We start from the raw sequence: 19,111 nt of genomic DNA, 5'->3' as shown, positions 1-19,111 counted from the left end.
CCGCGCGGGTCCGCGCGCCCGCCAGCCGGCCGGTGAGCCTCTCCGTGCCGGCGATCAAGGTGACCGCGCCGATCACCCCGGTCGGGCAGGCGAAGGACGGCTCGGTGGACGTCCCGCCGTTGACCCAGCACAACCAGACCGGCTGGTACGACCGCGGCGCGGTCCCGGGCGAGGCCGGCCGGGCGATCATCGTGGGGCACGTGGACACCAAGAGCGGGCCGGCGGTCTTCTACCACCTGCGTGACCTCAAGCCGGGCGACCGGATCGAGGTGACCCGGTCGGACCGGAGCGTGGTGACCTTCATGGTCGACACCGTGGAGTACTTCGACAAGGCCAACCTCCCCGCGGACCGGGTCTACGGCGACTCCGGCCCTCCCGAGCTGCGCCTGATCACCTGCGGCGGCGAGTGGCGCGGCGGGCGCACCGGCTACCAGGACAACGTGATCACGTTCGCCTCCCTGGTCGGCACCCGCAGGCCCTGACGGCCGGAGCGCTCCGGGGCGGGGTTTCGGGTTGGAGCCCCTTTGGAGCTGATGTCACCAACGACTCACCGCACGGCCGCCCATCCGGCCGCCCATCCGGGCGCCCGTCCGGGCCGCTCCGTGTGGCCCACCGCCCCCGTGCGGCGTCGGGTCAGCCGGAATCTTGGACAGTTGCCGTTCGCTGGGAACCGGAACTGTCCAAGATCTGCAGTGGCGGGGCGGGGAGGGTGTGGTGCGGGTGGATCAGCCGCGGCCGGGGACCTGCTGGACCACCTCGAACTCCAGCAGCGTGGCCCCGGTGGCGACCGGCTTGCGCGGCTCGCCGCCCCCGCCGCCGGCGTGCGCGGCCCGGGACGGACCCTGCGCCCACGCCTGGTACGCCTCCTCCGACTCCCACCGCGTGTAGACGAAGTAGCGGTTCTCCCCGGCGACCGGGCGGAGCAGCTCGAAGCCGAGGAAGCCGGGCGAGTTCTCCACCGCGCCGGCCCGGGCCGCGAACCGCTTCTCCAGCTCCTCGCCGGCACCGGGCGGAACGTCGATCGCGTTGATCTTCACGACTGCCATGCGTCCCACCCTACGGGGATCAGAACCCCTCGACGGCAGGCACCAGGTCGGCGTCGACCACGATCGGGGCGTGGTCGGAGGGACCCTTGCCCTTGCGCGCCTCCCGGTCCACGTACGCGGAGCGGACCGCGCGGGCGAACGGCGCGGAGGCGTACACGAGGTCGATCCGCATGCCCTTGTTCTGGTGGAACATGCCGGCCCGGTAGTCCCAGTAGGTGAACGGGTGCGGCCCCTTCATCGGGGTCGGCACGACGTCGCTCAGCCCGAGGTCGCGCAGCGCCGCGAGCGCCGCCCGCTCGGGCGGGGTGACGTGGGTGGAGGTGACGAAGAGCGCCGGGTCCCAGACGTCGGCGTCGGTCGGGGCGACGTTGAAGTCCCCGCAGACCGCCAGGGGCAGGCCGGCGGCCAGCTCCGGTTCCAGCGCGTCGCGCAGCGCCGCGAACCAGGCGAGCTTGTACGCGTAGTGCGGGTCGTCGGGCGCCCGGCCGTTCGGTACGTACACCGACCAGACCCGGACCCCGTCGCAGGTGGCGGAGATGGCCCGCGCCTCCGGCTCGGGAAAGCCGGGTTCCCCGGGGAAGCCGACCGCCACGTCGGCCAGCCCGACGCGGGACAGGATGGCGACCCCGTTCCACCGGCCGTCGCTGTGGCTGGCCGCCTCGTAGCCGAGTTCCCCCACCTCGGCGACCGGGAACGCCCCGTCGGGGCACTTGGTCTCCTGCAGGCAGACGACGTCCGGCTTCGTACCGGCCAGCCAGTCGAGCAGCCGGGGCAGGCGGGCCTTCACCGAGTTGACGTTCCAGGTCGCCAGGCGCATGTCTCCAGCCTGCCCCATCCCGCCGCCGCCTGCCGAGTCAGCGCGCCGGCAGGGCCGCCGACCACCGGCCGTCGCCCGCCCGCCGCCGCTCGGCCGCCGGTGCCCGCCGCCGCCGTCGGGACGGTCGACTCGGGATGCGGCATCCCGCGGTGTCCCTGCCGTGGGAGACAACGGGCTGCCGCATTCCGTGCGGCGGCAGGCCGCCGGAGCGGGCCGTGCGGCGGCAGGCCGCGCGAGCGGGTGGAGAAGCTCAGCGGTCCGGGGTGTCGCCGGGGCGGGTCTGCTCGGCGAGGAAGCGTTCCAGCTCGGCGCCGAGTTCGTCGGCGGTGGGCAGCGGTCCGGTCTCGGCGGCGAGCAGGTTCTGCTGGGTACGACCCCGGGCGAACGCGTCGTACTGCTCCTCCAGGGCCTGCACCAGGGTGGCGGCCTCCTCGGTCTGGGCGACCTGGCGGTCGATCTCCACCCGGACCACCTCGGCGGCGCTGCGCAGGCCGTCCCGGGGCAGCAGCAGTCCGGTGCTGCGGGACACCGCGGCGAGCAGTGCCTCGGCGGCGGCCGGGTACTCGGTCTGGGCGACGTAGTGCGGCACGTGCGCGGCGAAGCCGAGGGCGTCGCGGCCCTGCTCGCCGAGGCGGTACTCCAGCAGGTGGCCCACGCTGCCGGGCACCTGGACCCGCTGGAGCCAGGGCTCGTAGCCGGCGATCAGCTCGCGCCGGGTGGCGTGGGCCGTGACGCCGCTGGGCCGGGTGTGCGGCACCGCCATCGGGATCGAGTTGAGGCCCACGGTGAGCCGGACGTCGAGCCGGGTGGCGAGGCCGGCGACCGCGGCCACGAAGCGTTCCCACTGCAGGTCCGGCTCGGGGCCGGTGAGCAGCAGGAACGGGGTCTCGTCGTCGTCGCGGAGCAGGTGCAGCTCCAGCGCCGGCGCGTCGTAGTCGGCCCAGTGGTCCTCGACGAAGGTCATCACCGGCCGGCGGGAGCGGTAGTCGAAGAGCTGGTCGACGTCGAACCGCGCGATGGGCTGCGCCTCCAGGGAGGTGAGCAGTTGTTCCCGGGCCAGCCGGGTGGCGCTGCCGGCGTCGACGAAGCCGGTGAGCGCCTGGATCAGCACCGGTTGGCCGAGTTCGGGCAGATCGTCGCTGAGTTCGTAGAGCTCGTGTGGGTCGAGCACCGGTGGAGACCTCCCTGGAAACGCGCGTACGGCGGCCGTGCGCGCACGGCTCCCCGTGGGGCCAACGTACCGGCCATCCTGGTCCATTCCGTTACGGCCCGGTTCGGGGGGCGGCGGGTGATCACGAACCGGTCGAGGTGGGGTGCAGATCGGGGCGAATACGTTGATCTTGCTCGGACTTTCGGGTGAAAGGCCTAGCAGTGGATCAATCGAACGGCCGAGTTAGTGGACCTTGGGGTGGGGCGTCGGTCGGTGTCCGGGTTCCTCCCCGCCCCGGCGCGCCCCGGCGCGGATCGGAGGTTCGCCTGCTTCGCGAGGGCTGCCCCGGACCAGGATGGGCTGCCCGCCGATGTCCGGGTTGCCGGAGCCGGATTGTGGCCAGGCCCACAGGATCACGCTGGGTGACCAGCGTTCCTCCTGCCTAGCCTCGTCGAATGCGTGACGACGGCACCCTCGACGACCAGCACGGCCTCGACGGCACGATTGACCGTTCGGACGATACTCCCTCCACCGTCCGGTCAGCCGACTCCGTGGAGACTCCCACTCCCCGACCTTCCCTCCGTACCCGCTTGAGCGGCATCGCTAACCCCCTCGCGGCCCGGCCCGGCCGGACCAAGCTGGCGGTCGCCACCGGCGCGGTCTGCTGCCTCGGCCTGCTCGGGTTCAGCCAGGTGGGGATCGGCGGGGTCGGCGGTGCCACCAGCCCGGCGCCGTCGCAGCAGGAGGTCGCCCAGCGGGCGGCGCTCGACGCCGCCTCCCGTGGCCTGGAGCGCCAGACGCCCGCCCCGACCACCCCGACCACCCCGGCCGCCAGCCCCACTCCCACCGCCACCGCCACCCCGGCCGCGACGACGAAGCCCAAGCCGAAGGCGAAGCCCAAGCCGAAGCGGATCGTCCCGGTGGCCGGGCTGGACCAGGACCAGATGGACAACGCCAAGAAGATCGTGCAGGCCGGCCGGGAGATGGGCGTGCCGCGCCGCGGCCTGGTGATCGCGGTGGCCACCGCGATGCAGGAGAGCAACCTCTACAACTACGCCAGCGGCGTGCTGCCCGAGTCGCAGGACTACCCCCACCAGGCCATCGGCTGGGACCACGACTCGGTCGGGCTGTTCCAGCAGCGGCCGAGCAGCGGCTGGGGCACGGTCGGCGAGCTGATGGACCCGAAGTACGCCACCAAGGCGTTCCTGAGCGCGCTCGAGGAGATCCCGGGCTGGCAGGACATGGCGCTCACCGACGCCGCGCAGGCCGTGCAGGTCTCCGCGTTCCCGTGGGCGTACGCGCAGCACGAGTGGGCGGCCACCGAGGTCGTGGACGCGATCCTCGCCTGACCCGGTCCGGGGTGACCGGTGTGGACGGTTGTCGGCGGTCCGGTCCGGGTACCGGGGGATTGCCGGTCCCGGGTACACATGAGGGGGACCGCGGACGGGAGGACACCATGTCACTGGTGCAACGGATCAGCACGTTCCTGCGGTCGCCGCGCGGCCAGCAGCTGGTCGAACGCGGCCGGCGGGAGCTGGCCAAGCCGGAGAACCAGCAACGGCTGAAGCAGCTCGCGACCCGGCTGTCCAGCCGCCGGCGCTGACCCGTACGCCCACAGTTCGAGCCCCCGGGAGCCCCTCGTGACCGACCCCGCCCCCGTCGACGGCGGGAACGCCGTCCCCCCGCAGCCGGCCGCGCCCGGGGACGCCCCCGAGGCGCCGCCCGCCACCCTGTGGGACCGGATGCGGGACGACCCGCAGTACGCCCCGGAGCACCTGGCGCTGGAGGCGGTGCGGCGGCTCGGGCCGGAGGCCGCGCAGTGGGCCGCCCGGGAGCGGGCACAGCGCCCCGAGGTCCCGGGCGAGGAGCTGGCCGACCAGGCGGTCCGCAGGTTCCTCAACCACGCCCGGCTCTCCGGGGCGGTCTCCGGCGCGGCCGGGCTGCCCGGCGCGGTGCTCGACGTGGGGGTGCTGGCCTGGACCCAGGCCCGGCTGGTGCTGCACGTGGCCGCCGCGTACGGGGTCGACCCGGTGCACCCGGACCGGGCGACCGACCTGCTGGTGCTGCAGAAGGTGCACAAGGTCGCCGAGAGCGCCCGGCTCGCGCTCGGGGTGGCCGCCGGGCGGGAGCGCGCCGGCGCGCTCTTCGGCATGGCCGGGGAGCGCCCGTTGGGACGGGTGATGGTGCAGCTCGGCCTCCGGCTGGCCCAGATGGCCGGGGTACGGGCGGCGAAGCGGATCGTCGCGAAGGTGGTGCCCGGCGCGGCGATCGTCCTCGGCACCTGGGCGAACTCGTCGGCCACCAAGGACCTCGCCGAGCGGGCCCGGGCCCTCTACCGGGGCGGGCCGGGCGCCCTGCCGCAGCAGCGCCGGCCCTGACCCCGGGTCAGTCGTCCACCCAGCGCGCCACGCCCCAGGTCACCTCGGCGAGCCGGGCCTGCCCGGAGGCGTTCGGGTGGAACCAGTCGAGGCTGTTGACCTGGTCCAGGTCGAACCGCGCCCGGTGGACCGCGCCGCCGTCCCACCGGCACCGGAACCCGTACGCCCGGCACGCCGCCCGGAGCTGGTCGTTGTAGTCGTCGATCCGCTCGCGGAACCGGGTCCGCCGGGCGACCGCCGCCGGGGCGGTGGAGGTCGGGTCGGCCAGCAGCGCCGGGCAGACGCCGTGCGCCCAGGCGCGGACCGCCCGCTCGTCGGTGTGGCCGACCTGCCAGAGCCGGTACAGGTCGGGGATGCTGACCACCAGGACGCGGGCCTTCGGCCGGCCCCTGCGCAGCGTGCGCAGCCCGGCGTCCACCTGGGTGCGGAACGTGGTCACCGGGGTCATCGCGGCCACGTCGCCCTGGCAGGCGTCGTTCGCGCCGACCAGCACCGTCACGTGGTCGGCCCGGTCCCGGACCGCCGCGGCGGCCTGTCCGGGCAGCGCCCGTGCCCGTGCCCCCGGCGCCGCCCGGTTGACCGCCCGCAGCCCCGGGTCGCGCTCGCGCAGCCGCCGGTAGTGGCTGTCCACGCGGACGCTGGTGCCGGTGGACCAGGAGTTCCGTTCGCAGCTCACCAGCACCAGGCAGGAGCCGAAGCCGGTGCTGATCGAGTCACCGAGCGCGACCAGCACGGCGGCGGGCTCGCCGGGGCGGGGGGAGCCGGACGGCCGGGGGGACGCGGAACCGGCGCCGTCGCAGGCGAGCGCGACCAGCGCCGCCAGGCAGGCCAGCGCGGTGACCCCACGTCGAGACATGTCGCCCCCCGTCCGGCGGCGTGCAGCAGCGCGTCGACCCTATGCACACCGACCGTGACGCCGGGACTTCTGTCGCCTTTCCGGCATCGACAACGGTCGTTCACATCCGCGTGCTATCGCCGCCACGGCGCCGGCTGGCCGTGCAGCCACCAGTGCAGCGCCCGGGTGATCCGGGGCAGCACCAGGTAGGTCATCAGCGGGGTCAGGCAGAGCGTCATGAGCAGCGTGCGCAGCGCCAGCGGCACGTCGGCGATGAACCGGGCGGTGAGCAGGGTCGCGGTGAGGCTCAGCGGGAAGAACGCCAGCCAGATGGTCACCGCCTGCTTCCAGCGCGGCGGAGCGGCCGGCGCGGCGGGCTCGGCGTGGCCCGCGACGAACTTCTCGACCACGTGGTCCACCGGCGGATCGAACCAGCCCTCGATCCCGGTCCGCCGCTCGACCCGGGTGTGCTCGACGATGCCCTGCGCGGAATCCAGCCACCAGTTCCGCTGCGGCGACTCCTCCCAGCGGCGCAACGTCTCGGCGTCGGCGAAGCGGTACATCACGTGCCACTCCGGCGACCCGGGGGCGCTCTGCACGAACCCGGCACCGAGGAAGCCCGGGAACGACTCGGCCAGCGCCGTACCGGCCCGCATCCAGGCCACCATCTCGTCGGTCCGCGCCGGGTCGGCGCGCCGGGCGACGGCGACGGTGACGGGGACGGCCTGCGTCGTGGTCATGCCTCATCCTCTCCGCCGTCGCCGGGATCGGTCCGGTCGCGGCAGACCGGTGTAACGCAAGCCTGCGCTCCCCGCATTCGCCGGGGAGCCGGTCCGTGTCGGGGATCACCGGGCGGGCGGGGGCAGCCGGTTAGGGCCGCCCGAGCGGGGGTAGCCCGGAGGAATGACCCGATCACAGCCCCGCCGCCGGGTCAACGCGGCGTACAGCGCGCTGAACCTGCGGCTCGTGCTCGCCACGTTCGGCCTGGTCACGATGACCCTGTTCGCCGTGGTCGCCTTCTGGGCGCATCTGGCCTGGCTCGGCGTCGTCTGCGCGGTCCTCGCGGCGGTGGCCGTGGTCGACCTGGTCGTCATCCAGCGCCGCCGCGCCGCCCGCCACCGGGAGGAGCCGGGCGTGCGGCACTCACTGTTCGAGTGACAGGAGTACGAGATGCCCATCGCCACCACCAATCCCGCCACCGGACAGGTGCTCAAGACGTACGACCAGATGTCGGACGAGCAGGTGGACGCCGCCATCGAGCGGGCCGACCTGGCCTTCCGACAGTTGCACGGCACCACCATCGGGCAGCGCGGGCAGTGGCTCACCGCCGCGGCCGACCTGCTCGAGGCCGAGCGCGACGAGACCGCCCGGCTGATGACCACCGAGATGGGCAAGACGTACGCGGCGGCGAAGGCCGAGGTGACCAAGTGCGCCGCCGCCTGCCGCTTCTACGCCGCCAACGCCGAGCGGATGCTCGCCGACGAGCCCGCCGACGCCGCCGCGGTGAAGGCCAAGCGGGCCTTCGTCCGCTACCAGCCGCTCGGCCCGGTGCTCGCGGTGATGCCGTGGAACTTCCCGCTCTGGCAGGTCATGCGGTTCGCCGCGCCGGCCCTGATGGCCGGCAACGTCGGCCTGCTCAAGCACGCCTCCAACGTGCCGCAGACCGCCCTCTACCTGGAGGACCTGTTCCGCCGCGCGGGTTTCCCCGAGGGCGCGTTCACCACCCTGCTGGTCGGCTCGGACGCGGTCGACCGGATCCTCCGCGACCCCCGGGTGCGGGCCGCCACCCTGACCGGCAGCGAGGGCGCCGGCCGGTCGATCGCGCAGAGCGCCGGCCGGGAACTGAAGAAGACCGTGCTGGAACTCGGCGGCAGCGACCCGTTCGTGGTGATGCCCTCGGCCGACCTGGACCAGGCCGCCGAGGTGGCCACCACCGCCCGCTGCCAGAACAACGGGCAGTCCTGCATCGCCGCCAAGCGGTTCATCGTGCACACCGACGTCTTCGACGCCTTCGCCGAGAAGTTCGCCGCCCGGATGTCGGCGCTGCGCGTCGGGGACCCGATGGACGAGCACACCGACGTCGGCCCGCTGGCCAGCGAACGCGGCCGGGACGACATCCACGCCCAGGTGCGGGACGCGGTCGACCAGGGGGCCACCGTGCTGTGCGGCGGCGAGAAGCCCGACGGGGACGGCTGGTACTACCCGCCGACCGTGGTCACCGACCTGCGGCCCGGCATGCGGATGTGGGCCGAGGAGGTGTTCGGCCCGGTCGCCGGCCTCTACCGGGTGTCCTCGTACGAGGAGGCGATCGAGGTCGCCAACGGCACCAACTTCGGTCTCGGCTCGAACGCGTGGACCACGGACCCGGACGAGCAGGAGCGCTTCGCCACCGACCTGGACGCCGGCAACGTCTTCATCAACGGCATGACCACGTCCTATCCGTACCTGCCGTTCGGCGGTGTGAAGAACTCCGGCTACGGCCGCGAGCTGTCCGCCGTCGGCATGCGGGAGTTCTGCAACACCAAGACCGTCTGGGTCGGCGAGGGCCAGGCCGGCGCGGGCGCCGGGTCGCACGCCGAGTAGCGAGTGTTAGGCGGGGCCCCTTCCTCTACCGGAGGCGTTAGAAGGGGGCCCCTGCTTACATCTCGGCCGCCATGGGTAGGAGGTGCGCCCATGACGGTGTTCGGCTTCCACGCCTCCCATGAGCAGATCCATCCCGGCCGGCTGCTGGAGGCGGTGGTGCACGCCGAACGCACCGGGTTCGGCGCCGCCATGTGCTCGGACCACTTCTCGCCGTGGAGTGCCCGCCAGGGCCACTCCGGCTTCGCCTGGTCCTGGCTGGGCGCCGCGCTCCAGGCCACCAACCTGCCCTTCGGCGTGGTCAACGCGCCCGGCCAGCGGTACCACCCGGCGATCGTCGCGCAGGCCATCGGCACCCTCGCCGCCATGTACCCGGGCCGGTTCAGGGCCGCGCTGGGCACCGGCGAGGCGAGCAACGAGCACATCACCGGGGACCGCTGGCCCCGCAAGGACGTCCGAGCCGCCCGGCTGCGGGAGTGCGTCGACGTGATCCGGGCGCTGCTCGCCGGGGAGGAGGTCAGCCACGACGGCCTGGTGACCGTGGACCGGGCCCGGCTGTGGACCCGCCCCGAGCAGCCGCCGGCCCTCGTCGGGGCCGCGGTCAGCGTGGCCACCGCCCGCTGGTGCGCCGAGTGGGCGGACGGCCTGATCACCGTCAACGCCCCGGTCGCGCACCTGCGCGAGATGGTCGACGCGTACCGGGACGCCGGCGGGCGCGGGCCGCTGCACCTGCAGGTGCACCTCAGCTGGGCGCCCGAGCAGGCCGAGGCCGAGGCGATCGCGTACGACCAGTGGCGCAGCAACGTGTTCGCCCCGCCGGTCTGCTGGGACCTGGAGATGACCGACCACTTCGACGTGGTCAGCGAGGACGTGCCGATGGCCAGGGTCGGCTCCGCGGTCAACGTCTCCGCTGACCTGGGCCGGCACGTCGGCTGGCTGGAGGAGTACGTCGAGCTGGGCTTCGACCAGATCGCCCTGCACCACGTCGGCCAGGAGCAGCGGCCCTTCATCGACGCCTTCGGCGCGGAGGTGCTGCCGAAACTGCGCCGGGTGGGGTGATCACGCCGGAAACCTGAGCGCCCTAGGCTCGTACCCCATGGAAGCTCTGTTCGAGGTCGTGGTCTTCCTCGCGATCGCCACGTTCGGCGCGGCCCTGGCCCGCCGGCTCGGCCTGCTCGCCCCGATCCTGCTGGTGGTGCTCGGCCTCGGCCTGTCCTTCCTGCCGTTCATCCCGCACGTCCGGCTGGACCCGAACCTGGTGCTGGTCGGCATCCTGCCCCCGCTGCTCTACGTGGCGGCCCTGAAGACCTCGGTGCCGGCGTTCCGGGTGAACCTGCGGCCGATCCTGCTGCTCGCCGTCGGCCTGGTGATCTTCACCGCGTTCGTCGTCGGCACCGTCCTGTACCTGCTCCTGCCCGGCGTGCCGTACGCCATCTGCCTGGCCCTCGGCGCGGTGGTGGCGCCGCCCGACGCGGTCGCCGCCACCGCGGTGGCCCGCAAGGTCGGCCTGCCGCGGCGCATCGTCACCATCCTGGAAGGCGAGAGCCTGGTCAACGACGCGACCGCGCTGGTGCTGCTGCGGGTGGCGATCGCCGCGGCCACCGCGGCCGGCGGGCACGTCGGCTTCGCCGACGTGGCCCGGGAGGTGGTGGTCGCCGCCGGCGGCGGCATCCTCGTCGGCCTGCTCGGCGTGGTCGTCTTCGGCTACCTGCACAAGCGGACCACCGACGCGGTGCTGGACAACGCGCTGTCGTTGATCGTGCCGTTCGCGGTCGTCTTCGCCGCCGAGGAGATCCACGCCTCCGGGGTGGTCGCGGTGGTGGTGACCGGGCTGGGCATCGGCCACAAGCAGCCGCTGCTGATGTCCGCCGCCTCCCGGCTCCAGACCAGCGCCTTCTGGAAGCTGATCCAGTTCCTGCTGGAAGGGCTGGTCTTCCTGCTGGTCGGGCTGCAACTGCGGGAGGTTGTCCGCGACCTGGACGAGCCGCTCGGCCGGCTGGTCGGGATCACCGTCGCGGTGCTGGCCGCCGTCGTGCTCACCCGGTACGTCTGGCTCTTCCCGGCCACCTACCTGGCCCGGCTGGTGCCCCGGGTCCGCCGTCGGGACCCGGCGCCGTCGGTGCGCACCCCGCTCGTCATCGGCTGGGCCGGGATGCGGGGCGTGGTCACCCTGGCCGCGGCGCTCGCCCTGCCGCTCACCCTCGCCGACGGCCGGGCGTACCCGCGCCAGCTGTTCATCTGGCTGGCGTTCGCGGTGATCGTGGTGACCCTGGTCGCGCAGGGGGCCACCCTGCCGGCGGTGGCCCGTACGCTCAAGCTGCCCCCGGACGACCCGGTGCAGGACGCGCTCTCCGCCGCCGCCGTGCAGCAGCAGGCCGGCCGGGCGGCCCGGGAACGCCTGGAGGAACTGGCCGAGGGGGCGCCGGCCGCGGTCGTCGAGCGGCTGCGCGGGCTGGTGCAGAGCCGCACCAACCTGGCCTGGGAACGGCTCGGCGGCACCGAGCGGGAGACCCCCTCGCAGGCGTACGGTCGGCTGCGGCAGGAGATGATCGACGCCGAGCGGGAGGTCTTCCGGGCCGCCCGCGACTCCGGGCGGATCCCGGAGGAGGTGCTGGTCCGCGCCTACCGTGACCTGGACCTGGAGGAGTCGTTGCTGCGACAGGAGGACAAGGGATGAGTTGTCAGCACCTGGCCGAGGCCGGCGACACCGAGCCGGCGACCACGACCGAGTGCCCGGACTGCGTCGCCGTCGGCAACGACGACTGGGTGCACCTGCGGGCCTGCCTGACCTGCGGGCACGTCGGCTGCTGTGACTCGTCGCCGTACCAGCACGCCAGCAAGCACTTCGCGGACACCGGGCACCCGGTGATGCGCTCGATCCAGCCCGGCGAGTCCTGGCGCTGGTGTTTCGTCGACGAGGAGATCGGCTGACCGTCAGTCCAGCCGGCGGGCGAGGACCTGGCCGGGCCACGGCGCCCGGCCGGGCCGCTCCACCGTGAACGGGTCGGTGGCGGTGAAGCCGCAGCCCTCGTAGAAGCGGACCAGCGCCCGGTCGTCGCCGGCGTAGCAGTCCACCCGCAGCAGCCCCACGCCGCGCTCGCGGGCCAGCTCGGCCGCGTACGCGAGCAGCCGCGCGCCGATCCCGTGGCCGGCGTACGCCCGGTCGGTGACCAGCAGGTTGACGTACAGCTCCGGTTCGGTGGCCGGCGGGACGTACTCGGTGGCCGCACCCACCACCAGCGCGCCCACCGCGACGTCACCCAGCATCGCCAGGTGGAGCCCGCCGCTCGTGGCCCACGTGTCGGCCTGCGCGATCCGGCGCGGGTCGGACGACGCCGGCTCGGTGCCCCACTGGCCGGTCCGGCCCCGCGCCACCAGCCAGGCGGTGGCGCTGTCGAGCAGCCGCAGCACGGTGGCGGCGTCGTCCGGGCCGCCCGGTCGGACGGTGAGAGTCTGCTGGTCGGTCATGCCACCATGCTGCTACACCGGCGGCCGGCGCCGATCACACCCCGGCCCGCTCCCACGGTTGCGGTACGCGGACCGCCGCCATCCCCGCCGCCGTCGCCGCCTGTACGCCGAGGCTGGTGTCCTCGAAGACCAGGCAGTGCTCGGGCGCCACGCCGACGCGCCGGGCGGCGAGCAGGTAGCCCTCCGGGTCGGGCTTCGGTCGCCGGTAGTCCCCGGCGCAGACCAGCGTCTCGAACCGGTCGAGCAGGCCCAGCGCGGTGAGCGAGGCGGTGACCGACTCCCGGGTGCTGCCGGAGACGACCGCGAACGGGATCCGCCCGTGGGCGTCCTCGATGTGCGCCAGCACCTCCGGCACGGCGGTCAGCTCGGGCAGCCCGCGCTGGTAGTGCTCCTCCTGGCGGCGCATCACCACCTCGACCGGCATGGCCAGACCGTGGCGCTCGTTGAGGTCGGCGACGATGTCGACGACCGGCCGTCCGCCCCACGCGTAGAAGAGCTCCTCGGGGAACTCGCAGCCCCACTCGTCCAGCGCCGCGCACCAGGCGCGGTGGTGCACGGGCATGGAGTCGACGATGGTGCCGTCGCAGTCGAACAGGTACGCGCGGAAGTCGCCGGGCGGCAGGGTGAGGACCACCGGTGCAGGGTACGCCGGAAATCCGCTGGCCCGGCCGGCGCCCGCTCTGCCAGGGTCGGCAACCGTGGAGCAGAGCAGGATCGCCCGGGCCGACGAGTTGACCGAGGTGCAGCGGATCGAGGTGGCCTCCGGCGCGCCGTTCCGCGGGATCGGCATGACCGAGGTCGCCGACATGCCCCCGCTGCCACTGGACGCGCTGGCCGCCGCCCAGCGGGCCGGGCGGCTCCTCGTGACGGTCGACGCCGGTGACCGGCCGATCGCCTTCGTGGTCATCGAGCCGGTGGACGGCTGCGCGCACGTGCAGCAGCTCAGCGTCGACCCGGCGTACGCCCGGCGGGGGATCGGGCGGCGGCTGCTCGACGACGTGACCGGCTGGGCGGCCGGGCGGGGACTGCCGGCGCTGACCCTGACCACCTTCCGCAGCGTGCCGTGGAACGGGCCGTACTACGCGCGCTGCGGGTTTCGCGAGCTGACCGGGGCGGAGGTGACCCCCGGGCTGGCCGCGTTGCTCGCCGCGGAGGCGGCGCTCGGCCTCGACCCGGCCGAGCGGATCGCCATGCGCCGTCCGGTCGGCTGACCGCTCACCACCAGCGCGCTCACCCGCCCACCTCGACGACCAGGCGTTCGGTGGCCAGGCAGGAGACGAGGCAGCGTTCCTTGACGTCGCCCCGGAGCCGGGCGGTCCAGTCGGTGAATCCGCCGTCGCCGATCTCCAGGGTGCCCTCGGCGAGGGTGAGGCGCAGCGCCGCCGCCCGGTAGTAGCCCCGCCCCCGCTCCCGGTCCGGCTCGTCATGCAGCCGGACCCCGTGGGCGGGAAGGGCCGGCCGCACCGTGTCGGCGAGCCGTTCGCCGACGACCGGATCGAGGACGGTGAGGTGCAGCCGGGGCGCGGCCGCGGGGGCCAGGTCGGCGAGCGCCGTACGCCAGAAGGTGAGGTGCCGGACCAGGAGGCCCGCCTCGGTACGTCCCGACCCGGCGTCCCGGGCGCTGGAGACCAGCGTGAAGAGGCGGAAGTGCGCCGACGCGCCCGGCCCGAAGTCCTGCGCCCGTAGCACCCGGTGCACGGCGGCCAGGTGCACCTCGTCGCCGCGCCGCCGGCGTACGGCCGCCTCGACCGCGAGGGCGTTGGTCGGGTCGCTCACCACCTCGGTGCCGCGCATGGTGCTGACAATCCGGTGCTGGCTGACCGGGGCGACGGCGGTGCAGGTGCCGAGCGGGGCGACGGGGGACAGCTCCACGCCCGCGACGTCTGCGGGGAGCAGCTCCCACAGCCGTGCCTCCACCCGGGCCAGCGCGCGGGGGTCGACGTCCGCCGGGCGGACGAAGCGGTCCTCGCGCCAGCGTCGCAGCACGTCGGCGGGGCGGACGGTCACGGCGCGGTCCCGGGCCACCGTCATCAGCAGCGTGCGCAGGTCCGCCGCGGGCAGGCCGGCGAGCGCGGCGCGGGCGCCGGCCGGCAGGGCCGCCCACACCCGACGCTCCGCGTTGGAGAGTCCGTCGCCGTCCATGGCCGCCACCATCGCGTACCCGCTCGCCGGGCGTCCACCGGGTTTCGCGTCAGCCGGCGCCGCCCGTCAGTGGGCGCCGCCCAGGTTGAGCACGACCACCCCGGCGATCACCAGGCCGGCCCCGACCACCTTGGCGACGCTGAGCGGCTCACCGAGGAAGGCCGCCCCGATCGCCATGATGGCCGCCGTGCCGAGCCCCGACCAGATGGCGTACGCCACGCCGACCGGGATCTCCTTGACCGTCAGCGAGAGCAGCCCGAACGAGGACAGGTACGCGACCGCCACGGCGAGCGTCGGCCAGAGCCGGGTGAAGCCGTCGGTCGCCTTGAGCAGGCTGGTCCCGATCACCTCGGCGGTGATCGCCCCCAGCAGGAACAGGTACGCCACCCCGGGACCGTACCGGGGTGCGGGCGACATCATCGAGGAAGTTGCCGCCTCCGCGACCGGTGGTGGCAGCAACCTCGCCGAAGTTGCTGCCACCGACCGCGGATCAGGAGAGGGTGCAGGCCGCTCCGTTGAGGGTGATGAGGGTGGGGGTGGGGTTGGGGCCGCCGGCGGTGGCGCCGTTCAGGCCGAAGGTGACCGTGGCGCCGGGGGCGATCGTCCTGTTCCAGGACTCGTTCTTCGCGGTGACGGTGGCGCCGGACTGGCCGACCTGCGCGGACCAGTAGTTGGTCACCTTCTGGTCGCCGGTGAACGCCCAGCGCAGGGTCCACCCGTTCACCGCCGCCGTGCCGGTGTTGCGGACGGTCACCTGGGTGGTGAAGCCGTCCGGCCAGCTGCCGTGGGTGGTGTACGTGACGGCGCAGGCCGGGGCGGGCACGGCCGCCGCGTCGCCCTGGTCGGCGAGGAAGGACGCCAGCCAGGCCAGCGCCGAGTTCCAGTTGATCGCCACCTCGTTCGTCGAGTACGAGTTGATGTCGTCGACGTAGCAGAACATCGGCGCGCAGCCGGCGAGCAGGTTGGCCGCGAACGGGTCCTGGAGGCCGGCGTTGGCGCCGCCCGCGAGGGAACCGGCCGGCGGGTTCGGCAGGTCCGGGTTCAGCTGGTGGGCGAAGATCCGGCTGTGCTGGTTGCGCGCGTGCTGCTCGCCCCACCCGGTCACGTACGACATGTTCAGTGCGTTGCGGCCGAGCAGGTAGTCGGCGGTCTGCACCGCCCCGTCCCGGTACTTCGCGTCCCGGGTCAGGTCGAAGGCGGTGGCGAGCACGACCGCGTTGTTGACGATGTTGCTGTTGCTGCCCCAGACGTACGCGCCGGCCGTGCCGGGCAGCGGCAGCCCGTACGCCTGGCCGCGCAGGGTGGTCAGGTAGCGGTCGGCGGCGGCGGTCACCGAGGCGCGGAGCCGGGTCTTCTCGGCGGCCGACAGGGCGTTGGGCACGGTGGCCAGGTCGAGCCGGCCCAGGGCGGCCACGCTCTGCCAGCCGAACGCGCCGCCGGTGTCGAAGACGTCGGCGGTGTGCAGCGGCGAGGCGGTCAGGTCGGTCAGGTACGCCTGGTCCCCGGTGGTCAGCCACAGCTCGACCGCGGCCCAGTAGAACTCGTCGGTGACGTTCGAGTCGTCGTACGCGCCACCGCCGTTGCCGTCGGCCGCGCTGGCGTACACCGCGGGGTGGGCCTTGGCCGCCGCGTACGCGGTCTTCGCGGCGGTGCCGCAGCGGGCCGCGAAGGCGGCGTCGTACGGCGCGAAGAGCCGGGCGCACTGGGCCGCCACGGCGGCCAGGTTGAGGGTGGCCGCGGTGGACGGCGGGTGCAGCTCGCGCGGCTGCGGGTCGTCCTGCGGGGCGAGCGGCAGCCCGGTCCAGTTCCGGTCGTGGACCTTGTGGTGCGCCATCCCGGCGAGGGGCTGACCGGCCGGCACCTGCATCCGCAGCAGGAACTCCAGCTCCCAGCGGGCCTCGTCGAGGATGTCGGGAACCTTGTTGCCCCGCTCGGGCACCCGCAGCGTGGCGTCGCCGAGCGCCGCGCCGCCACCGGCGGTCTCCGCGGTCTTGGTCCGCTCGAAGGCGTTCAGCAGCTGGTAGGTGGCGATGCCGCCGTTGACCACGTACTTGCCGTGGTCGCCGGCGTCGTACCAGCCGCCGCGCACGTCCAGCCGGTAGTCGCAGACGCCGGGCTGGCAGGGCACGTCGGTGTCGCCCTGGTTGGGCGCCACGCCGAGGTGGCCGGCCGGCCGGGCGTACCCGGCGCCGAGCAGGTCGCCGTCGATCGGCGTGCCGCTGCGCTGGGCGTAGAAGAACTGGAGCGAGTCGGCGCGCAGCCGGTCGTAGCGGGTGCCGGAGATGTCGAACGGGTGGCTGGTCTCGCCGTCGACGGTCAGCGTGTAGCCGGTGCCCGGGGTGCGCCAGGCGGAGAAGTCGACGGTCTGCACGTGCTGCCCCGACGCCGGGTCCACCCCGCGCGGGGTGGCCTCGCCGCTGGCCACGACGGCGCCGTCGGCCGACCTCAGCTGCCACGGCAGCGCGTCGGTGGCCGCGGTGACCACGGTGGCGTTCTTCGGGCCGCCGGGCAGGTAGCCGACCTGGTTGACCCGCACCCGTGGCCCGGTGTCCGGCTCGTACGGTGGGGCCGCCTCGCCGCCGCGCAGCGAGACGTTGTCCAGGCAGAAGGTCTGCGCCGCGGGGCTGCCGCCGACCTGGAAGATCAACTGAGCGCCCGGGTTGTCGGCCGGGGCGGTGAAGGTGGTGGTCACGTGCGCGGCGGTGCCGGTGGCGCCGGCGTCCACGCTCGCGTACGTGGTGTAGGGGGCGCTGCCGAGCTGGAGCACTGCCCGCAGGGCCGCCCCGGGGGTGGCGGAGACGTCGAAGGAGAGCTCGTACTCGGCGCCCTTGATCAGCGGCACGGCGTCCTGGCCGATGCCGGCGTCCCAGGGGTTGGCGAGACCGCCGGGGACCGTGGTGCAGAGCCGGCCGTCGGTGCCGCCGAGCGTCCCGGTGCCGTACGAGAACCAGGGGGCGGTGCCGTCGCTGAAGTCGCCGTTGCGCAGCTGCTCCGGGGCGGCCGGGGGCACCTCGGCCTGCGCCACGCCGGCGGGGGCGCCGGTCAGCACCAGGGCGGTGGCCACGGCGAGCGCCGTGCGGCGGCGTCGGGATGGGGTCACGGAGGGTCCTTCCGTGCGGGGGCGGTGGAGGCGCGATCCAAGCTGGGAGCGCTCCCAATACCAGGCAGATGTTTCCAGCGCGTTCCCCCGCTGTCAATCGATCCGACCCGATGCGGCCGGGGCCGGCCCGGCAGTGAGATTCGCCGCGCCACGCAGCATCGTCCTGATCTCCTAGAGACAACTGATGCCTTCGCCTGGCAGGCTGCCTCCCATGACCCTGAAGCTTCGTTCCGTGGGGGCGAGCGACCGAGGGCTGATCCGCAGCGGGAACCAGGACGCGCTCCACGCCGGCAGCTGGCTCGTCGCCGTCGCCGACGGCATGGGCGGCATGGCGGCCGGTGATCTGGCCAGCCGGATCGCCATCGACGCGGTGGCCCCACTCGACGTGGAGACCCCGGAGGACGCGCTGGTCGCCGCCCTGCAGAGCGGCATCGAGCTGGCCACCGCGCGGATCCGGCGGGCCGTCGAGGAGGACCCGGAACGCCAGGGCATGGGCACCACCCTGACCGGGCTGCTCTTCGCCCGCACCGGCAGCTGCCTGGCACTGGCCCACGTCGGCGACTCCCGGGCCTACCTGTTCCGCGAGGGCGTGCTGAAGCAGGTCACCCGCGACGACACCTTCGTGCAGATGCTGGTCGACCAGGGGGTGATCACCGCCGAACAGGCGAGCAGCCACCCCCGCCGGGCCGTGGTGACCCAGGCGTTGCAGGGTGACGAGGTCTCCCCGTCGTACGCGACCATGGTGCCCCGGGCGGGCGACCGCTGGCTGCTGTGCAGCGACGGCCTCTCCAACGTGGTCCGCGCCGACACGCTGGCCGAGGTGCTCGGCGGCTACCCGGACCGGGAGGCGTGCGCGGCCAAGCTGATCGACCTGGCGCTGCACGCCGGCGGCCCGGACAACGTGACCGCGGTGATCGCCGACGTGGTGGAGGAGCCGGCCTGAGTCAGCGCCGGCGCGGCGTGGCGTGCCGGGTGGGCTCGGCCGTCGTCGGGTCCTCCGGCCACGGGTGGCGGGGGTAGCGTCCCCGCAGCTCCGCCCGCACCTGCGGGTAGCCCGTGCGCCAGAACGAGGCGAGGTCGGCGGTGACCGCCACCGGCCGGCCGGCGGGGGAGAGCAGGTGCAGCAGCACCGGCACCCGACCGTCCGCGATCCGCGGCGCGTCCCGCCAGCCGAAGGTCTCCTGAAGCTTGACGGCCAGCACCGGCGCGGCCGGGTCGGCGTAGTCCACCCGGATCCGGGAGCCGCTGGGCACCGGGAGCCGTTCCGGGGCCACCTCGTCCAGCCGAGCGCCTGCCAGCAGAAGGCCAGCCGGCGGCGCAGCGCGACCGCCTCCGGCGTCCAGGTCAGCAGGTCCAGGCCGCTCGGGCGCAAGCCGGCCAGGACGGCCTCGGCGACCCGGGCCGGGTCCGGTGCGGCGAGGGGCCGGTCGGCCAGCACGATCGCGCCGAGCCGGACCACCTCCCGGGCCACCACGTCCCCGCCGGACCAGCCGACCTCGCGGTCGGTGCGCAGCAGCGGCCCGCCGGCCTCCCGCGCGGTCGCCTCGTCCATCGGCGCGGCCAGCCGCACCCGGGCGGCCGGCGCGCCGGGGGAG

Annotated in this window: 21 protein-coding genes and 1 pseudogene; 11 read left to right on the top strand and 11 right to left on the bottom strand. The window is 74.3% G+C overall.

The window, feature by feature from the left end; all coding sequences use genetic code 11:
• The coding region (locus tag ACWEVO_RS08725) for a class F sortase (protein ID WP_452306967.1) at positions 1 to 482 on the top strand (482 nt) is incomplete at its 5' end.
• Between the two features lie 243 nt (positions 483 to 725).
• Here the strand turns inward: ACWEVO_RS08725 and ACWEVO_RS08720 are convergent.
• From ACWEVO_RS08720 to ACWEVO_RS08710, 3 genes are all read right to left on the bottom strand, one after another.
• Positions 726 to 1,046: an antibiotic biosynthesis monooxygenase family protein gene (locus ACWEVO_RS08720; RefSeq protein WP_452306966.1), complete on the bottom strand. Its 321-nt coding sequence runs from the start codon at positions 1,044 to 1,046 to the stop codon at positions 726 to 728.
• A 19-nt stretch (positions 1,047 to 1,065) separates the two neighbouring features.
• Complete coding sequence (locus ACWEVO_RS08715) at positions 1,066 to 1,863, bottom strand: exodeoxyribonuclease III (protein ID WP_452306965.1); 798 nt, start codon at positions 1,861 to 1,863, stop codon at positions 1,066 to 1,068.
• A gap of 250 nt (positions 1,864 to 2,113) precedes the next feature.
• Positions 2,114 to 3,034: a proteasome assembly chaperone family protein gene (locus tag ACWEVO_RS08710; protein ID WP_452306964.1), complete on the bottom strand. Its 921-nt coding sequence runs from the start codon at positions 3,032 to 3,034 to the stop codon at positions 2,114 to 2,116.
• A 434-nt stretch (positions 3,035 to 3,468) separates the two neighbouring features.
• Between ACWEVO_RS08710 and ACWEVO_RS08705 the strand changes: the two genes are divergently transcribed.
• The 3 genes from ACWEVO_RS08705 to ACWEVO_RS08695 all read left to right on the top strand — a co-directional run bounded on the left by ACWEVO_RS08705 (position 3,469) and on the right by ACWEVO_RS08695 (position 5,391).
• A complete protein-coding gene (locus ACWEVO_RS08705; protein WP_452306963.1) occupies positions 3,469 to 4,362 on the top strand; it encodes a peptidase M23 in 894 nt (297 codons plus the stop codon).
• A gap of 107 nt (positions 4,363 to 4,469) precedes the next feature.
• Positions 4,470 to 4,616, top strand: coding sequence for a hypothetical protein (locus ACWEVO_RS08700; RefSeq protein ID WP_452306962.1), 147 nt, complete (start codon positions 4,470 to 4,472; stop codon positions 4,614 to 4,616).
• 37 nt (positions 4,617 to 4,653) lie between these two features.
• On the top strand, positions 4,654 to 5,391 hold the full coding sequence (locus tag ACWEVO_RS08695; RefSeq protein ID WP_452306961.1) for an EcsC family protein: 738 nt from the start codon (positions 4,654 to 4,656) through the stop codon (positions 5,389 to 5,391).
• A gap of 7 nt (positions 5,392 to 5,398) precedes the next feature.
• Here ACWEVO_RS08695 and ACWEVO_RS08690 read toward each other — a convergent pair whose 3' ends face one another.
• Positions 5,399 to 6,247: a GDSL-type esterase/lipase family protein gene (locus tag ACWEVO_RS08690; protein WP_452306960.1), complete on the bottom strand. Its 849-nt coding sequence runs from the start codon at positions 6,245 to 6,247 to the stop codon at positions 5,399 to 5,401.
• A gap of 113 nt (positions 6,248 to 6,360) precedes the next feature.
• Positions 6,361 to 6,966: an antibiotic biosynthesis monooxygenase gene (locus ACWEVO_RS08685; RefSeq protein WP_452306959.1), complete on the bottom strand. Its 606-nt coding sequence runs from the start codon at positions 6,964 to 6,966 to the stop codon at positions 6,361 to 6,363.
• 163 nt (positions 6,967 to 7,129) lie between these two features.
• Between ACWEVO_RS08685 and ACWEVO_RS08680 the strand changes: the two genes are divergently transcribed.
• From ACWEVO_RS08680 to ACWEVO_RS08660, 5 genes are all read left to right on the top strand, one after another.
• Positions 7,130 to 7,384, top strand: a complete 255-nt coding sequence (locus ACWEVO_RS08680) for a DUF6343 family protein (protein WP_452306958.1) — start codon at positions 7,130 to 7,132, stop codon at positions 7,382 to 7,384.
• A 12-nt stretch (positions 7,385 to 7,396) separates the two neighbouring features.
• Entirely contained in the window at positions 7,397 to 8,809 is a 1,413-nt protein-coding gene (locus tag ACWEVO_RS08675; RefSeq protein WP_452306957.1) for an NADP-dependent succinic semialdehyde dehydrogenase, read from the top strand.
• A gap of 90 nt (positions 8,810 to 8,899) precedes the next feature.
• The gene (locus ACWEVO_RS08670; protein WP_452306956.1) at positions 8,900 to 9,865 is read left to right on the top strand and encodes a TIGR03885 family FMN-dependent LLM class oxidoreductase; all 966 of its coding nucleotides are present in this window, start codon (positions 8,900 to 8,902) and stop codon (positions 9,863 to 9,865) included.
• 37 nt (positions 9,866 to 9,902) lie between these two features.
• The gene (locus ACWEVO_RS08665; RefSeq protein ID WP_452306955.1) at positions 9,903 to 11,483 is read left to right on the top strand and encodes a Na+/H+ antiporter; all 1,581 of its coding nucleotides are present in this window, start codon (positions 9,903 to 9,905) and stop codon (positions 11,481 to 11,483) included.
• Positions 11,480 to 11,737: a UBP-type zinc finger domain-containing protein gene (locus tag ACWEVO_RS08660; RefSeq protein ID WP_452306954.1), complete on the top strand. Its 258-nt coding sequence runs from the start codon at positions 11,480 to 11,482 to the stop codon at positions 11,735 to 11,737. Before ACWEVO_RS08665 ends, ACWEVO_RS08660 begins: the two co-directional genes overlap by 4 nt.
• A gap of 3 nt (positions 11,738 to 11,740) precedes the next feature.
• Here ACWEVO_RS08660 and ACWEVO_RS08655 read toward each other — a convergent pair whose 3' ends face one another.
• Together ACWEVO_RS08655 and ACWEVO_RS08650 are read right to left on the bottom strand one after the other, a co-directional pair.
• The gene (locus ACWEVO_RS08655) at positions 11,741 to 12,274 is read right to left on the bottom strand and encodes a GNAT family N-acetyltransferase (protein WP_452306953.1); all 534 of its coding nucleotides are present in this window, start codon (positions 12,272 to 12,274) and stop codon (positions 11,741 to 11,743) included.
• 34 nt (positions 12,275 to 12,308) lie between these two features.
• Positions 12,309 to 12,908, bottom strand: a complete 600-nt coding sequence (locus tag ACWEVO_RS08650) for an HAD family hydrolase (protein ID WP_452306952.1) — start codon at positions 12,906 to 12,908, stop codon at positions 12,309 to 12,311.
• Positions 12,909 to 12,972: 64 nt separating this feature from the next.
• Here ACWEVO_RS08650 and ACWEVO_RS08645 point away from each other — a divergent pair, with 64 nt between their 5' ends.
• The gene (locus ACWEVO_RS08645; RefSeq protein ID WP_452306951.1) at positions 12,973 to 13,485 is read left to right on the top strand and encodes a GNAT family N-acetyltransferase; all 513 of its coding nucleotides are present in this window, start codon (positions 12,973 to 12,975) and stop codon (positions 13,483 to 13,485) included.
• 19 nt (positions 13,486 to 13,504) lie between these two features.
• Here ACWEVO_RS08645 and ACWEVO_RS08640 read toward each other — a convergent pair whose 3' ends face one another.
• The 3 genes from ACWEVO_RS08640 to ACWEVO_RS08630 form a co-directional block, all read right to left on the bottom strand.
• Entirely contained in the window at positions 13,505 to 14,416 is a 912-nt protein-coding gene (locus ACWEVO_RS08640) for a hypothetical protein (RefSeq protein ID WP_452306950.1), read from the bottom strand.
• A gap of 66 nt (positions 14,417 to 14,482) precedes the next feature.
• Positions 14,483 to 14,833 (bottom strand): DMT family transporter, encoded by a 351-nt coding sequence (locus tag ACWEVO_RS08635; RefSeq protein ID WP_452306949.1) that lies wholly within the window; start codon positions 14,831 to 14,833, stop codon positions 14,483 to 14,485.
• Positions 14,834 to 14,906: 73 nt separating this feature from the next.
• On the bottom strand, positions 14,907 to 17,516 hold the full coding sequence (locus tag ACWEVO_RS08630; protein WP_452306948.1) for a glycoside hydrolase family 9 protein: 2,610 nt from the start codon (positions 17,514 to 17,516) through the stop codon (positions 14,907 to 14,909).
• Positions 17,517 to 17,727: 211 nt separating this feature from the next.
• On the opposite strand from ACWEVO_RS08630, the gene ACWEVO_RS08625 reads away from it, so the two are divergent.
• Positions 17,728 to 18,459 (top strand): PP2C family protein-serine/threonine phosphatase, encoded by a 732-nt coding sequence (locus ACWEVO_RS08625; RefSeq protein ID WP_452306947.1) that lies wholly within the window; start codon positions 17,728 to 17,730, stop codon positions 18,457 to 18,459.
• 1 nt (position 18,460) lies between these two features.
• Here ACWEVO_RS08625 and ACWEVO_RS08620 read toward each other — a convergent pair.
• Positions 18,461 to 19,111 (bottom strand): annotated as a pseudogene (locus ACWEVO_RS08620) (ATP-dependent helicase C-terminal domain-containing protein); the annotation flags it as partial.

The sequence above is a fragment of the Micromonospora sp. NPDC003776 genome (genome assembly GCF_053605645.1).
Note: the sequence above shows the minus strand (reverse complement) of the source record. Positions and strands in the feature narration are given on the sequence as shown.